The sequence below is a fragment of the Kitasatospora sp. NPDC029312 genome, from assembly GCF_055569215.1.
In genome coordinates, this window is the sequence record NZ_JBVHXY010000006.1 from 98,509 (window position 1) to 112,613 (window position 14,105).

Below are 14,105 nucleotides of genomic sequence, written 5' to 3' on the forward strand. Positions count from 1 at the left end.
GCAGGGGTGGAACGAAGGTGGAGGTGGCCTGGGCGGGGTGGTCTCAGGCGGCGGCGGTCAGCTCACGCAGGCGGTGCTGCGCGTGACGGGCCAGCAGGTCGAGCACGTGCGCGATGTCGGCGAGCGTGGTCTCGGGGTTGAGGAGGGTGAACTTGAGGTAGTGGTGGCCGTTGACCTTGGTGCCGGCGACCACGGCCTCACCGGAGGCCGCGAGCGCCTCGCGGGCGTACAGGTTGGCCTGGTCGGCCAGGTAGGCCTGGTCGGCCGGGTCGGGGTCGGGGCCGTCGGCCGGCAGGTAGCGGAAGACCACGGTGGACAGCTGCGAGCGGGTGACCACCTCGAACCGCGGGTCGGCGGTGAGCAGGTCGTGGGCGGCCGCCGCGCGGTCCACCACCTCGTCGAAGAGTTCGCCGATGGCGTCCGCGCCCGCGATGCGCAGGGTCAGCCAGAGCTTGAGGGCGTCGAACCGGCGGGTGGTCTGGAGCGACTTGTCCACCTGGTTGGGGATCCGCTGCTCGACCATCCGGGCCGGGTTGAGGTAGTCCGCGTGGTACGTGGCGTGCCGCAGCAGCACGCTGTCCCGGACGATCAGCGCGCTCGAACTGACGGGCTGGAAGAAGGACTTGTGGTAGTCGACGGTCACCGAGCGGGCCCGCTCGATGCCGTCGAGCAGCCGTCGGCGGGTCGGCGACACCAGCAGGCCGCAGCCGTAGGCGGCGTCCACGTGGAGCCAGACACCGGCCCGTTCGCAGAGGTCGGCCACGGCCGGCAGCGGGTCGATGGTGCCGAAGTCGGTGGTGCCGGCGGTGGCGACCACGGCCATCACCAGCAGGCCTTCGCGGCGGCAGCGCTCCAGCTCGCGGGCGAGGGCGGCGGGCTCCATCCGCCGGCTGCGGTCGGTCGCCACGGTGATCACCGCGTCCATGCCGAGGCCGAGCAGCTCGGCGGACTTCTGCACGCTGAAGTGGCCGGCCTCGGAGGCGAGGATGCGCAGCTTCGGCAGCAGTTCGTGGCGGGCGGCAGGCACGTCGGCGGCGGGCGCGGCGGTGGCGGGCGCGGCGGTGGCGCAGGCCTCCTCGCGGGCCAGCAGCAGGGCCTGGAGGTTGGACTGGCTTCCGCCGCTGGTGAAGACGCCGTCGGCGTCCACCCCGAAGCCGATCCGGCCGGCCGTCCAGTCGATCAGACGGCGCTCGATCAAGGTGCCGCCCGCGCTCTGGTCCCAGGTGTCGAGCGAGGAGTTGACGGCGCTGAGCACCGCCTCGCCGAGCAGCGCCGGGATGACCACGGGGCAGTTGAGGTGGGCCAGGTAGCGCGGGTGGTGGAAGTAGACGGCGTCCCGCAAGTACACGTCCTCCAGTTCGTCCAGCGCGGCGGCGGGGTCCTCCAGCGGGCGGTCGAGGTCGATGCCGGCTATCTCGGGGGCCAGCCGCTGCGGGGTCGTTCCGCTGAAGGGGCGGTCGGCCCGGGCGATCCGGTCGGCCACCCGCTCCACGCCGGCGGCCAGCGAGCTGCGGTAGTCGGCCAGGTTCCGGTCGTTGAACAGGTGCCTTCTGGCGCCTTCCACCGTCGTCGTGGTGCCGGCCGACGGGGCATCAACGATGGGTCGATGGAAGGTCATGGTCAGTCCTCAGCGGTCGCGGGGAGATGGGGGAGGCACAGGGAAAGCTGGAAAGTAAGGTTAGCCTAACCTAAGTTTTGGGCAGAACGAAGGCCCGCCCCCAGGCTTGGGGACGGGCCTCATCCGATGGTCGGGCTCCCTCCGCGTCAGCGGTCGTCCGAGCCCTCGGAGCCGCTGGAGCTGCTGGAGCCTTCCGAGCCCTCGGAGCGCAACTGTTCCTCGGAGGTACCACGGCGCCAGTAGCCGGAGAACTCGACCCTTCTGCGGTCGAATCGGCGCTCCCTGACGAGATGCCGACGCAGTGCCTTGACCACGCCGGACTCGCCCGCGATCCAGGCGTAGGGCACCCCCTGGGGCAATTCGGCGGCGCGCACCGCCTCGGTCAGCGCGCCGTCGCCCGCCGAACCGCCCGGGCCGCAGACCAGCCAGGTGATCTCCACCTCGCCCGCGCTCGCCAGGTCCTGGATGTCCTGCGCGTGCGGGACCTCGATCCAGGCCCTCGCCCTGGTTCCGGCCGGCAGCCAGTCCAGGATGCCGCCCAGGGCGGGCAGCGCGGTCTCGTCCGCCGCCAGCAGCACCCAGTCGGTACCGGGTGGCGGCCGGAAGCCCACGCTGCGGTTGTCCGCCACCGCCGGGCCGAGCAGCACCACCCGGTCGCCCGGCGATGCCTGCGCGGCCCACCGGGAGGCCGGCCCGGCGGGCCCGGCCGGATCCTCCGGCCCGGTCCCGTGCAGTGCGAAGTCCACGTCCACCTCGACGGGTCCGGTGCGCTGGGCACGGATGGTGTAGGAGCGCAGCACCGCCCGTCGCTCGGGCGGCACGGCCCGCCACCGCCGGTACCAGCCGTCGCCGGTCCGGTCCGGCAGCAGCGGGGCCGGCTGCCCCGGCTGCGGGAGGAAGAGCGAGAAGCTCTGGTCCCGCCCACCGGAGGCGAAGCCGGCCAACTGCTCGCCGCCGAAGGTGATTCGGGTCAGCGTGGGGCCGAGCCGGCGGGTCCGCACGACCCGGGCGTCGAAGAACCGGAACTGCCCGGCCACGATCCCCGGGTCGTCCGCGGCCACGACGGCGCCCTCCGCCGCAGCGCCGGCGGCGGGACCGGTGACGGCATCGGCGGGACCGATGACAGGACCGGTGACGGGACCGAGGGCGGATTCGGTGGCGGAACCGGCGGTGGATTCGGTGGCCATCAGGCGATCAGCTGACCTTCTTGGCGGACTGGATGGCCTTGGCCAGCCGCTCCAGCAGCGGGGCGGCCCCGGCGTAGGAGAAGCGCGGCACCGAGCTCCACGGCGTGATCTGGCCGGCCTTCACGGCGGCCAGCTGGGCCCAGGCCGGCTTGCCGGCCAGGTCCTTGGGCTGGAGGGCGCTGCTGCGGTCGTCGAGCAGGAGCAGGTCGGCCTGGTACTTGCCGGCGGTCTCCCAGCTCAGGCTCTCGAAGTAGCCGCTCGCGTCCGGCTTGTCCGGGACGATGATGTCCACGCCGAGCTGGGCGAAGTACATCAGATCGGCGCTGATCCCCGGGTTGGAGACGTAGAACAGGTCGGCGCTGCCGGAGCAGGCCAGCACGTTGACGCCGCCGGCCGCCTTGGCGGCCTGCCGCACGCTCTCGGCGGCCGCTTCGAAGCGGGCCTTGGCGTCGGTGACCTTCTTGGCCGTCAGGTCGGCGCCCAGCGATTCGGCGAGCTTGGCGTAGTGCTCGATCGGCTGGGTCATCGGCACCCGGGCCACGGTGATCGCCGCGACGGTCGGGTTGACCTGGAAGATCTTGTCCTTGCTCTCGTCCGGTACGTACCAGAAGGCCCCCGGGTCGTACATGTGGGTCACCAGCAGGTCCGGCTGGAGGGCCGCGTACTTCTCGATGTTGAACTCGCCCCAGACGTTGCCCAGGATCTCGACCTTGTCGACGTTCAGGTCGCCGGCCTGCGGGTCCGCCGTGCCGTCCGCGGACTTGGTCTCGCCGAAGACGCCGACGATCTGCCCGTCCAGGCCGAAGTCGACCAGGGCGGCCGCGGTGCCGGTGAACGCGACGATCCGCCGGGGGGTCTTCGCGGCGGTGAGCGCCTTCGGCTGGTCGTCGGTGAAGGACCAGGGGCCGTTCCGGGAGCCGCCACCGGGCACGGTGTCCGGGGCGCCGGTTTTCGAACCACCGCTTCCGCAGGCGGTCAGCAGGGCACCGACGGCGGTGGCACCACCGGCGGCGAGCAGGCCGCGACGGGACAGCTGACTGGCGGTTCTGAAGTGCATGTCGGTCTCTCCCACGATGACAAGGGGGCCGGTGAGGGCTGGTGACGGGGCCGTGGAGCCGGCGGACGGCGGCACCGGGCCGGAGTGCAACATAGGTTAACCTAACCTAAGTTCCTGTCCCGGAGAGGCCCACCGGTCCGCTCCCGGATTCCACCGCCGAGCCCGGAGCCCAGCCGTGCCCGTCCCAACGTCACCGCAGATCAAGGGAGATGTCCCCGGCGCCGGGCCAGGTCCCGACGCCGCCCCGATCGCCGACCCCCGGCATGCCCCGGACTCCGGCCGCCGACCGGCAGCCCGCACCGCCCTGCGCACCGGCGGCCTCCTGGCCGCCCTCCTGGTCCTGCTCGCCGTCCTCGCGCTGAGCATCGGCGTCGGCGCCAAGGCGCTGGCGCCCGGACAGGTCTGGCACGGGCTGCTCGACCCCACCTCACCCGACTACGCCGTCGTCCACCGGATGCGCCTGCCGCGCACCCTGCTGGGCCTGCTGGTCGGCACCGCCCTCGGCCTGGCCGGCGGCGTGATGCAGGCGGTGACGCGCAACCCGCTCGCCGACCCCGGACTGCTCGGCATCAACGCCGGCGCGTCCGCCGCCGCCGTCACCGCCGGCTCCCTGCTGGGAGTGGCCACCTTCGACGGCTACGTCTGGTTCGCCCTCGCCGGCACCGCCGTCGTCTCCGTCCTGGTCTACGCGGTCGGCGGCGGCCGCGGCGCCACCCCCGCCCGGCTCGCGCTGGCCGGCGCCGCGCTCAACGCCACGCTCTACTCCTATGTCAGCGCCGTCATGCTGCTGGACACCAAGTCACTGGAACGCATGCGGTTCTGGACGGTCGGCTCGCTCGCCGACGCCCGGCCCGAGACGGTCGCCAAGGTGCTGCCCTTCATCGGCGTCGGCCTCGTGCTCGCCCTGTTGCTGGCCCGACCGCTGAACGCCCTCGCGCTCGGCGACGACACGGCCCGGGCCCTCGGCAGCCGGCCCGCACTCGTGCGCGCCGCCGCCATCCTGGCGGTCACCCTGCTCTGCGGCGCGGCCACCGCGGCCTGCGGCCCGATCGTCTTCGTCGGGCTGATGGTCCCGCACCTGGTGCGCGCGCTGACCGGACCGGACCTGCGCTGGCTCCTCCCCTACTGCGCGGTGCTCGCCCCTGTCCTGCTGCTCGGCGCCGACGTGCTCGGCAGGGTCCTGGCCCGCCCCGGTGAGCTCCTGGTCGGCGTGGTCACGGCCGTACTCGGCGGACCGTTCTTCCTCTACTTCGCACGCCGCGGAAAGGTGGCCCGGGCATGAGCACGATCCGCTTCGGCAGCGGCGGCTGGTCGCTGACCTACCGTCCGCGCGCGCTGGCCGCCGGCGCGGGTTGCGCGCTGCTGGCCCTGCTGGTCGCGGTCCTCGCGCTCGGCAGCGGCGACTACCCCCTCAGCCCGGCCGAGGTGCTGCGCGCGCTGACCGGCGGCGGCACCCCCGCCCAGGACTTCATCGTCAACCAGCTGCGGCTGCCCCGGGTGGTCACCGCCCTGCTGGTCGGCAGCGCGCTGGCCCTGGCCGGCGCGCTCTTCCAGTCGCTGGTGCGCAATCCGCTGGGCAGCCCCGACGTCCTCGGCTTCACCCAGGGCGCGGCGGCCGGCGCGCTCCTGGTGGTGGTGGCCGGCGGCAGCAGCGTGGCACTGGCCGGAGGAGCGCTCGCCGGCGGCCTGGTCACCGGCGCGGCGGTCTGCGCCCTCTCCTGGCGGCACGGCCTGCACAGCGGCCGGCTGGTGCTGGTCGGGATCGGCGTCACCGCGATCCTCACCGGCGTCAACGGCTACCTCCTGACCCGGGCCCAGCTGATGGACGCCGCCCGCGCCGTCCTGTGGCTGACGGGCAGTCTGGACGGGCGGGGCTGGCGGGAAGCCGCGCCGCTGGCGGTCGCCCTGGCCGTGCTCGCACCACTGGTGCTGCTTGGCTGCGGCCGGGCCCTGCGGACCCTGGAACTCGGCGACGACACCGCCGCCGCACTGGGCGTACGGGTCGAGCCGCTGCGCCTCGGCCTGCTGGCCGCGGCCGTCCTGCTGACCTCGCTGGCGTCCGCCGCCGCCGGACCGGTCTCCTTCGTGGCGCTGACCGCGCCGCAGCTGGCCAAGCGGCTGACCCGCGCCCCCGGCCCGAACCTGCTGCCCTCGATGTTCACCGGCGCCGCCCTGCTGGTCACCGCCGACTGGGCGGGGCAGCGGCTGATCGCCGGCCACCAGCTGCCCGTCGGCGTGGTGACCGGCGTCCTCGGCGGCGGCTACCTGGTCTGGCTGCTGGCCGCCGAGCGCCGGGCGGGCCGGATATGAGCGCACACCCCACGAAGCGGCTGAACGGAGAGACAGGCATGACTCAGGACGGACCGCGGCTGGCCGGCCGCGAGCTCACCCTCGCCTACGAGAAGCGGACCATCGCCGAGCGACTGACCGTGGCGATCCCGGACAACTCCTTCACGGTGATCGTCGGCCCCAACGCCTGCGGCAAGTCCACCCTGCTGCGCGCCCTCTCCCGCACCCTGAAGCCGACCGCGGGCCGGGTGCTGCTGGACGGCCGGGACATCGCCGGCCTGCCAGGCCGCCGGGTGGCCCGCACCCTGGGCCTGCTGCCGCAGTCCTCGATCGCCCCCGAGGGCATCACCGTCAGCGAGCTGGTGGCCCGCGGCCGCTACCCCCACCAGGGACTGCTGCGCCAGTGGTCGGAGCAGGACGAGCGGGTGGTACGGGATTCCATGGTGGCCACCGGCGTCGGCGAACTCGCCGATCGGATGGTCGACGAACTCTCCGGCGGCCAGCGCCAGCGGGTGTGGATCGCGATGGCCCTCGCCCAGGAGACACCACTCCTGCTGCTGGACGAACCCACCACCTACCTGGACATCGCCCACCAGGTCGAGGTCCTCGACCTGTGCGCCCGGCTGCACCAGGAGGAGGGCCGCACCCTCGTCGCCGTCCTGCACGACCTCAACCAGGCGGCCCGCTACGCCACCCACCTGATCGCGATGCGCGACGGCGAGGTGGTCGCCGCCGGCGCCCCGGGCGAGATCGTCACCGCCGAACTGGTTCGGGAGGTCTTCCGGCTGCCCTGCCGCGTCATCGAGGACCCGGAGACCGGAACCCCGCTCGTGGTCCCCGCCGCACCGCGCCGCCCGGGCCCCGACCGGGCGGCCCGCACCGCCCCGCCCGTCCCTCCCGTCGCCGCCGCCGCCGAGGTGAACTGACCATGGCCGTCGAGGTCTTCCGCGACGACTGGGGCATCCCGCACCTGCGGGCCGGCGACCCGCTCGAGCTCGCCCACGCCCAGGGACGCAACGCCGCCACCGACCGGGCTTGGCAACTGGAGGTCGAACGCCACCGCGCCCAGGGCACCTCGGCCGCCTTCCTCGGCACCGACAGCCTGGACTGGGACCGCTTCGCCCGGCAGGTCCGCCTCGCCGACACCGCACGGCGCTGCTTCGCCCGGCTCGACAGCGACACCGCGGCCTGGGTCCGCCGCTACGTCGCCGGGGTCAACGACGGCCTGGCCCACGGCGCCGCACTGGCACCGGAGTTCGCCACCACCGGACTGACCCCCGGCCGGTGGGAGGACTGGACTCCGCTCACCCTGTGGCTCTCCCACCACATCCTCTTCGCCGGCTTCCCGAGCAAGCTGTGGCGCGAACGGGCCGCCGACCTGCTCGGCGACCGCGCCGGCCTCCTCTTCTCCACCGACGGCCACACCTCCTCCGGCAGCAACGGCTGGCTGCTGGCCCCCGAGCGCACCGCGACCGGCGCCGCGCTGATCGCGGGCGACCCGCACCGCTTCATCGAGGCCCCGGGGATCTACCAGCAGATCCACCTCGCCTGCCCCGAGTTCGACGTGGTCGGCCTCGCTGTCCCCGGCGTCCCCGGCATCGGACACTTCGGGCACACCGGCGGCGTGGCCTGGGCGATCACCAACGCCATGGCGGACTACCAGGACCTCTACCGCGAGCGCCTGCGCCGCACCCGCGACGGCGTCGAGGCGCTCGGCCCGGACGGCTGGCGCCCGGCCGCCGCGCACACCGAGACCATCGAGGTGGCGGGCGGCCCGCCGGTCACCGTCGAGATCGTGGAGACCGACCGCGGCCCGGTGGTGATCGGCGGCCCGGACAGCCCGTACAGCCTGGACGGCCCCGACGGCCCCGACGAGGCGCTGAGCCTGCGCTACCCGCCCCGGGTACGCGAGGAGCTGGGCTTCGAGGCGCTGCCCGCACTGCTGCGCGCCCGGACCGTGGCCGACGTGGACCGGGCCTTCGACCACTGGGCCGAACCGGTCAACGTGGTGCAGGCCGCCGACACCGAGGGCGGCCTGCTGCACCGGGTGGCGGGCGCCGTCCCGCTGCGCCACCCGCGGAACCGGATCGGACCCGTCCCCGCCTGGGAGTCCGAGCACGACTGGCGGGGCTGGCACGACCCGCTGCCCCGGGCCGAGGTGGTCGGCTACGCCGTGATGGCCAACCAGCGCGCGCTGGCCGAGCCGCTGGGCATCGAGTTCTCCGCCCCGCACCGGGCCGACCGGATCGCCGAGCTGCTGGCCGGCTCCACCGCGTGGACCGGCTCGCAGCAGACCACCGTCCACCTGGACACCCACCTGGCTTCCGCCGCACCACTGCTCGACCTGCTGGCCCGCCTGACCGACCTCAGCCCCGCCGCCGACCGGCTGCGCGCCGAACTGCTCGCCTGGGACCGGCGGATGGCGGCCGACTCGGTACCGGCCGCCCGCTTCGCCGCGCTGCGCTCGGCCCTGGTCCGCGGCTACGCCGCCGCGCCCGAAGTGGCCGCCCTCGCCGAGCCCTCCGGACGGCCCGCGATCTTCGCCCCCTGGCTCTCGCTCACCGCACGGATCGGCTACTCCCTCGAGCACCTGCTCACCACCGACCTCCTGCCCGAGACCGACCCCACGGCGCTGCTCACCGCCGCGGTCGAGGAACTCGCCGCGGGCGAACCGTCCGCGCAGACCTGGGGCGAGCGACACCGCCTGGCCCCCTGGCAGGCACTGCCCGCCGAGGAGCCCGAGCCGTGGCCCGCACTCGCGGGCGACCACGACTGCGTGCTGTCCACCTCCAGCGTCCCCGGCATCTCCGACCTCAGCAGCCGCGCCTCGGCCGCCCGCTTCGTCTGGGACCTGGCCCGGCGCGAGGACAGCGGCTGGGTCGTCCCGCTCGGCGCCGACGGCCGTCCAGGGCGCCACCGGCGCGACCAACTGCCGCTCTGGCTGAGCGGCGAACTGGCCCCCGTCACCACCGACTGGGCCAAGCTCACGAAGGAGAGCCATGAGGACTGACCAGCCCGCCACCGCCGGCCACGAACGGACGGTCCCCGGCTTCGGCACCGTACGGATCCGCCCGCTGGACCCGGCCGGCGACGCCGAGGTGGTGCACGGCTGGGTGACCGAGGACCGCGCCCGGTTCTGGGGCATGGTCGGCCACACTCGCCGCCAGGTCGAGGACGTCTACGCCTTCGTCGACTCCCTGACCACCCACCACGCCTACCTGGTCCTGCACGACGACCGGCCGGCCGCACTCCTCCAGACCTACCAGCCCCAGCACGACCCACTCGGCGACCACTACCCGGTCCAGGAAGGCGACCTCGGCATCCACCTCCTGATCGGCCCCGCCCAGGGCGCCCCCCGCCCCGGCTACACCCAAACCCTGGTCGGCGTCTTCCTCGACTTCCTCCTGGCCGACCCCTCGGTCCGCCGCATCATCGCCGAACCGGACACCCACAACCACAAGTCGATCGCCCGCCTCCTCCGCAGCGGCTTCCACCTCGGCCCGGAAGTCGCCCTCCCCCAGAAGCGCGCCCGCATCCTCACGCTCCCCCGCCCCACCACCCCGTGACCAGCACCCCCGCCCCCTCGGCCAACGCCACCGCAACCCCACGCCACACGGCGCGCGGCCTTGTTCCGGTAACAGGACTGTCAGCCTCGCGCCAGCGCGATCGGCGAGCAGGCGCAGCAGCCGGTCACGGTCCGGGCGGTAATCGGTGGTGAACCCGGGACGTCGGCGGTGCGTGTGCCTGGTCGGCGGCAGCGCCGATGCGTTGCGCGCCGCTCCCCGTACCGAAACGTGAGGTCACCTGATCGTGAAGAGCCGTGCCATCGTTCTCGCCGCCGCCGTTCTCGCGGCCGCGCCGCTGCTCGCCGCCTGCAGTTCCCCCTCGGCCTCCCCGGCGGCCGGCGGTTCCAGCGTTGCCGTCCCGGCTTCGCCGTCGACCGCCTCGGCGCACTCGAGCATGGCCATGGACATGTCCGCCGACGGCCAGATGGCCCCCGGGATGGCGCTGCACGGTGCGATGACCGACGGCGACACCAAGGCCGACCTGACGGCCGCCCACAAGACCGTCGCCGCCTTCGGCGACTTCGCGGCGAGCCCGGCGGCGGCCACCTACGACGCGGCGAAGGTCCCGGCGGGGGCGAAGGCCACCGTGCAGGTCCTCGCCACCGGTGGGGCCACGCTGGTGAAGATGGAGGTCGGTGGCCTGCTGCCGAACACGGTCTACGGCTCGCACGCGCACGTCAACGCCTGCGGCGCCACCGGCGACGCGGCCGGCGGGCACTTCGAACACAACCCCGACCCGAAGGGCGCCTCGACCGACCCGCAGTTCGCCAACCCCACCAACGAGATCTGGCTCGACTTCCAGACCGACGCGCAGGGCCACGCGGTGGTCTGGACGAAGCAGCCCTGGGACTTCTCCGACGGCCGGGCACCCAAGTCGGTCGTCCTGCACGCGATGAAGACGGAGACCGCCGCTGGCTCGGCCGGCAAGGCGGGCGCCAAGCTGGCCTGCGTCAACGTGGCCTTCTGAGCCCCAAGCCCGGCCGACGCCCCGGTCGGCACCGGACCGTGTCACCAACCCTTCGACACACCTCGGTCAACTCCGTTGCAGCGCAATCTGCTTGACGTCCCCATCGGTTTGCTCGCGCCGATACCGGTTACACGTCAGGCATGAATGTCAGATACCGAGGGGCGGACACGGCCCGCGCGGTCGTGGTGCTCGCCGACATCGTCGCAGGCATCCTGGGACTGTGGATCGTCCTGTACGTGCTGAACGCCAATCCTTCGAACGACCTGGCGCGTTGGGTCCACGCGGCGGCCGACTGGCTGTCTACGTGGGCCCACGACCTGTTCATCCCCTCCCAGGGATGGCTGCGAACCCTGCTCAACTACGGCATTCCCGCCGTTGTCTATCTGCTCCTGGGCCACATCGCGGCCCACTGGCTGCGACGCGTGGACTAGCCTGTCGGACCGATCCGGACCGCCTGCCCGAACACAGGTCGCACAGCCTTCCCGTGAATCGCTCAGAGCTTGAACATCGCGGTGTACGGCTGGGTGATGCGTTCCTGCCGTGATCCGAAGTCGACGAGGACCGCGATGTCGCTGTCACCCTCGACGCCGATGGCCCGGCCGAGGCCGTACCTGTCGTGGCAGACCCGGTCGCCGACGCTGAAGTGCTTGCGCGGCGCCTCCACTCGGACCTTGAAGGGGCTGGTGGGCAGGTGGCGGCGGACTGCTGCAGATTTCGTCATTTCCCCTAGTATGCGCCAGAAAACGCGGGCGCGGGGTCTTTCCGGCGCATACGTTTTCGGGGCTGGAGTGCCGTGTACGCCGTCCGGCCCTCCCCTGGAATGTGCGGTGGGCTTGATAAGTCGCGTTCGAGGAGGCTGTCGAAGCCGCCGAGACACCCCGGTCGCGAGAACGCCCTCCCGGGGAGATCTTGGCGCCGATGGGGTGCGGTGTACCTTCAACCAGCTTGGCCACCAGGCCGGTTGATGGGCCCTGTCGGCTCGGGTCCGGCGCCCCTGGGGGAGGCTCCCGCGGAACCGGGAGCGAAATATCCACCACGGCAGGCCGCGGTCTGCTAGAGTCTCCTTAGTTGCAGTAGTGGTTCCCATGAACTTTGTGTGCGCCTGCTGATGTTCCGCAGGCGCATTTTCGTTTCCCGGCTCTTTTCCGGGTGGGTGCTCATCGCGGCGACTCGGAGCCCGCGCTGTGCGTGCTTCGGACAGCCCCTTGAAGGAGATTTCTTTATGGCTAATGGCACTGTGAAGTGGTTCAACGCGGAAAAGGGCTTCGGCTTCATCGAGCAGGAGGGTGGCGGCCCCGACGTCTTCGCCCACTACTCGAACATCAACGCCAACGGCTTCCGTGAGCTGCTCGAGGGCCAGAAGGTCGAGTTCGACGTCACGCAGGGCCAGAAGGGCCCGCAGGCCGAGAACATTCGTCCGCTGTAGTTCATCTGTCAAGGCACCCGCCTAGCAGCGAGGGGCCCGCACCGCGTACATGCACGGTGCGGGCCCCTCGGCATTGCGCCACGACGCACATCCCCGGCCGTTCAGGCCCCTGGCTCCGCCACCGGCGGCCATCCCCACGCGAGACGCACAGCGTCGCGTCCGGATCGGCGCCCTGCCGTGACATCCCACAGTTCGAGGATCTCCGGCCTGAGGTGACGTGCCGCACGGTTTCACCGTCCACGCCCCGCTCCCCGCACTTCGGCCCGTTGACTTGCGATCTCCTGCCGGCGCCCCGCGCCGCGGAGCCGCCGCGCGACGTGCCGCCCCAGGAAGGTTGCCCATGAACCCCTCCAGTCGCTCCTCGTACCGAAACGCCAACTCTCGCTCCTCGGCATCCTCCCGCTCCTCCGCGTCCTCCCGCTCCGGCGGCAGCTCCTTCTACGGCGGCCGGCCTGCCGGCGGTCGGCAATCCGCGGGTCGGGGCGCGCGTCAGGCGGCCTCCCCGCAGGGGGAGTTCGCGATGCCGGTGAGCACCACCCCGGCACTGCCGGCCGTCGAAGCGTTCGACGAGCTGGACATGCCGAGGGCACTGCTGTCGGTGCTGACCCGCCAGGGCGTCACCTCGCCGTTCCCGATCCAGGCCGCGACGCTGCCGAACTCGCTGGCCGGCCGCGACGTCCTCGGACGAGGCCGCACCGGCTCCGGCAAGACCATCGCGTTCGGCCTGGCCGTCCTGGCCCGCACCGCCGGGCGGAAGGCCGAGCCGCGCCGCCCGCTGGCGCTGGTGCTGGTCCCCACGCGTGAGCTCGCGCAGCAGGTCACCGAGGCCCTCACCCCCTACGCCCACGCGGTGCGCCTGCGGATGGCGACCGTGGTGGGCGGCATGTCGATCGGTCGCCAGGCTCAGGTGCTGAACCGCGGGGCGGACGTCGTGGTGGCCACCCCCGGCCGGCTCAAGGACCTGATCCAGCGCGGCGACTGCCAACTGGACGGCGTCGGCATCACGGTGCTCGACGAGGCCGACCAGATGGCCGACATGGGCTTCCTTCCGCAGGTCACCGAACTCCTTGAGCAGGTCGCCGAAGGCTGCCAGACGATGCTGTTCTCCGCGACCCTGGACCGCAACGTCGACCGCCTGGTGCGGCGCTTCCTCAAGGACCCGGTCACGCACTCCGTCGACCCCTCCGCGGGAGCGGTCAGCACCATGGAGCACCACGTGCTGCACGTGCAGAGTTTCGACAAGAGCGCCACGATCGCCCACATCGCGTCCCGCGACGGCGGGGTGATCATGTTCATCGACACCAAGCACGGCGCGGACCGCCTGGTCGACGAACTGCTCGCGAACGGGGTGAAGGCCGCGGCGCTGCACGGCGGCAAGTCGCAGCCCCAGCGCACCCGCACCCTGGAGCAGTTCCGCACCGGCCAGGTCACCGCGTTGATCGCGACCAACGTCGCCGCCCGGGGCATCCACGTCGACGGTCTGGACCTGGTCGTCAACCTGGACCCGCCGGGCGACCACAAGGACTACCTGCACCGGGGTGGGCGCACCGCCCGGGCCGGCGAGTCCGGCACCGTCGTCACCCTCGTGCTGCCCAACCAGCGCCGCGAGATGGCCCGCATGATGACCACAGCCGCCATCACCCCCGTCACCACCAGGGTCAGCGCCGGCGACGAGGACCTGGCCCGCATCACCGGCGCCCGCGTGCCCACCGGCATCCCCACCGTGATCGCCGACCCCGTCGTCGAGCGGCCGCGCCGCAGCCCGTCCACCAGCCGCGGCCGCCGCAGCCGCCCCGCCTCCACCGCCGGCGACACCCGGGCCGCCTCCGGCCGCCACAACCGGCGCTCCTCCGACCGTCGCCGCGCGCCCCAGCGCGTCGCCCTCGCCGCGTAGCACCCGCCGGGCCCTGTGCGCGGTGCGCGCCGGGCCCGGGCGGTTCGCCGCCTCGGCGGCAGCGGTTTCCCGCGACGGCCGCACCCGCAGTCCGTCAGCAG

General features: G+C 73.0%; 13 protein-coding genes. 9 read left to right on the top strand and 4 right to left on the bottom strand.

The annotated features are described in order from the left end of the window. Nucleotides 1-43 precede the first annotated feature (43 nt). From ACZ4WV_RS07670 to ACZ4WV_RS07680, 3 genes are all read right to left on the bottom strand, one after another. Nucleotides 44-1,618, bottom strand: coding sequence for a pyridoxal phosphate-dependent decarboxylase family protein (locus ACZ4WV_RS07670; RefSeq protein WP_465743865.1), 1,575 nt, complete (start codon nucleotides 1,616-1,618; stop codon nucleotides 44-46). A 146-nt stretch (nucleotides 1,619-1,764) separates the two neighbouring features. Next, a complete protein-coding gene (locus ACZ4WV_RS07675; protein WP_465743867.1) occupies nucleotides 1,765-2,805 on the bottom strand; it encodes a siderophore-interacting protein in 1,041 nt (346 codons plus the stop codon). A 7-nt stretch (nucleotides 2,806-2,812) separates the two neighbouring features. Next, complete coding sequence (locus ACZ4WV_RS07680; RefSeq protein WP_465743869.1) at nucleotides 2,813-3,862, bottom strand: ABC transporter substrate-binding protein; 1,050 nt, start codon at nucleotides 3,860-3,862, stop codon at nucleotides 2,813-2,815. A gap of 175 nt (nucleotides 3,863-4,037) precedes the next feature. Here ACZ4WV_RS07680 and ACZ4WV_RS07685 point away from each other — a divergent pair, with 175 nt between their 5' ends. From ACZ4WV_RS07685 to ACZ4WV_RS07715, 7 genes are all read left to right on the top strand, one after another. Beyond that, nucleotides 4,038-5,144 carry a FecCD family ABC transporter permease gene (locus tag ACZ4WV_RS07685; protein WP_465743871.1) on the top strand — a complete coding sequence of 369 codons (1,107 nt, stop codon included), beginning with the start codon at nucleotides 4,038-4,040 and terminating at the stop codon, nucleotides 5,142-5,144. Next, nucleotides 5,141-6,172: a FecCD family ABC transporter permease gene (locus ACZ4WV_RS07690; RefSeq protein ID WP_465743873.1), complete on the top strand. Its 1,032-nt coding sequence runs from the start codon at nucleotides 5,141-5,143 to the stop codon at nucleotides 6,170-6,172. The genes ACZ4WV_RS07685 and ACZ4WV_RS07690 overlap by 4 nt, the downstream gene beginning before the upstream one ends. A 38-nt stretch (nucleotides 6,173-6,210) precedes the next feature. Further along, nucleotides 6,211-7,077, top strand: a complete 867-nt coding sequence (locus ACZ4WV_RS07695) for an ABC transporter ATP-binding protein (protein WP_465743875.1) — start codon at nucleotides 6,211-6,213, stop codon at nucleotides 7,075-7,077. A 2-nt stretch (nucleotides 7,078-7,079) separates the two neighbouring features. After that, nucleotides 7,080-9,161 (top strand): penicillin acylase family protein, encoded by a 2,082-nt coding sequence (locus ACZ4WV_RS07700; RefSeq protein WP_465743877.1) that lies wholly within the window; start codon nucleotides 7,080-7,082, stop codon nucleotides 9,159-9,161. After that, nucleotides 9,151-9,717, top strand: a complete 567-nt coding sequence (locus tag ACZ4WV_RS07705) for a GNAT family N-acetyltransferase (protein WP_465743879.1) — start codon at nucleotides 9,151-9,153, stop codon at nucleotides 9,715-9,717. Before ACZ4WV_RS07700 ends, ACZ4WV_RS07705 begins: the two co-directional genes overlap by 11 nt. Before the next feature lie 244 nt (nucleotides 9,718-9,961). After that, nucleotides 9,962-10,684, top strand: coding sequence for a hypothetical protein (locus ACZ4WV_RS07710; RefSeq protein WP_465743881.1), 723 nt, complete (start codon nucleotides 9,962-9,964; stop codon nucleotides 10,682-10,684). Between the two features lie 140 nt (nucleotides 10,685-10,824). After that, on the top strand, nucleotides 10,825-11,115 hold the full coding sequence (locus ACZ4WV_RS07715) for a hypothetical protein (protein WP_465743883.1): 291 nt from the start codon (nucleotides 10,825-10,827) through the stop codon (nucleotides 11,113-11,115). Between the two features lie 62 nt (nucleotides 11,116-11,177). Here the strand turns inward: ACZ4WV_RS07715 and ACZ4WV_RS07720 are convergent, their stop codons facing one another. Next, the gene (locus tag ACZ4WV_RS07720) at nucleotides 11,178-11,405 is read right to left on the bottom strand and encodes a hypothetical protein (RefSeq protein WP_465743885.1); all 228 of its coding nucleotides are present in this window, start codon (nucleotides 11,403-11,405) and stop codon (nucleotides 11,178-11,180) included. 501 nt (nucleotides 11,406-11,906) lie between these two features. Here ACZ4WV_RS07720 and ACZ4WV_RS07725 point away from each other — a divergent pair. Then, a complete protein-coding gene (locus ACZ4WV_RS07725; protein WP_030918248.1) occupies nucleotides 11,907-12,110 on the top strand; it encodes a cold-shock protein in 204 nt (67 codons plus the stop codon). 340 nt (nucleotides 12,111-12,450) lie between these two features. After that, nucleotides 12,451-14,004, top strand: coding sequence for a DEAD/DEAH box helicase (locus tag ACZ4WV_RS07730; RefSeq protein WP_465743887.1), 1,554 nt, complete (start codon nucleotides 12,451-12,453; stop codon nucleotides 14,002-14,004). The last annotated feature ends 101 nt before the right edge of the window (nucleotides 14,005-14,105 follow it).

Bases quoted from the DNA above. Each gene is read 5' to 3' on its own strand.
- ACZ4WV_RS07670 (WP_465743865.1), bottom strand. From the start codon at position 1,618: ATGACCTTCCATCGACCCATCGTTGATGCCCCGTCGGCCGGCACCACG.
- ACZ4WV_RS07675 (WP_465743867.1), bottom strand. From the start codon at position 2,805: ATGGCCACCGAATCCACCGCCGGTTCCGCCACCGAATCCGCCCTCGGT.
- ACZ4WV_RS07680 (WP_465743869.1), bottom strand. From the start codon at position 3,862: ATGCACTTCAGAACCGCCAGTCAGCTGTCCCGTCGCGGCCTGCTCGCC.
- ACZ4WV_RS07690 (WP_465743873.1), top strand. From the start codon at position 5,141: ATGAGCACGATCCGCTTCGGCAGCGGCGGCTGGTCGCTGACCTACCGT.
- ACZ4WV_RS07695 (WP_465743875.1), top strand. From the start codon at position 6,211: ATGACTCAGGACGGACCGCGGCTGGCCGGCCGCGAGCTCACCCTCGCC.
- ACZ4WV_RS07700 (WP_465743877.1), top strand. From the start codon at position 7,080: ATGGCCGTCGAGGTCTTCCGCGACGACTGGGGCATCCCGCACCTGCGG.
- ACZ4WV_RS07705 (WP_465743879.1), top strand. From the start codon at position 9,151: ATGAGGACTGACCAGCCCGCCACCGCCGGCCACGAACGGACGGTCCCC.
- ACZ4WV_RS07715 (WP_465743883.1), top strand. From the start codon at position 10,825: ATGAATGTCAGATACCGAGGGGCGGACACGGCCCGCGCGGTCGTGGTG.
- ACZ4WV_RS07720 (WP_465743885.1), bottom strand. From the start codon at position 11,405: ATGACGAAATCTGCAGCAGTCCGCCGCCACCTGCCCACCAGCCCCTTC.
- ACZ4WV_RS07725 (WP_030918248.1), top strand. From the start codon at position 11,907: ATGGCTAATGGCACTGTGAAGTGGTTCAACGCGGAAAAGGGCTTCGGC.
- ACZ4WV_RS07730 (WP_465743887.1), top strand. From the start codon at position 12,451: ATGAACCCCTCCAGTCGCTCCTCGTACCGAAACGCCAACTCTCGCTCC.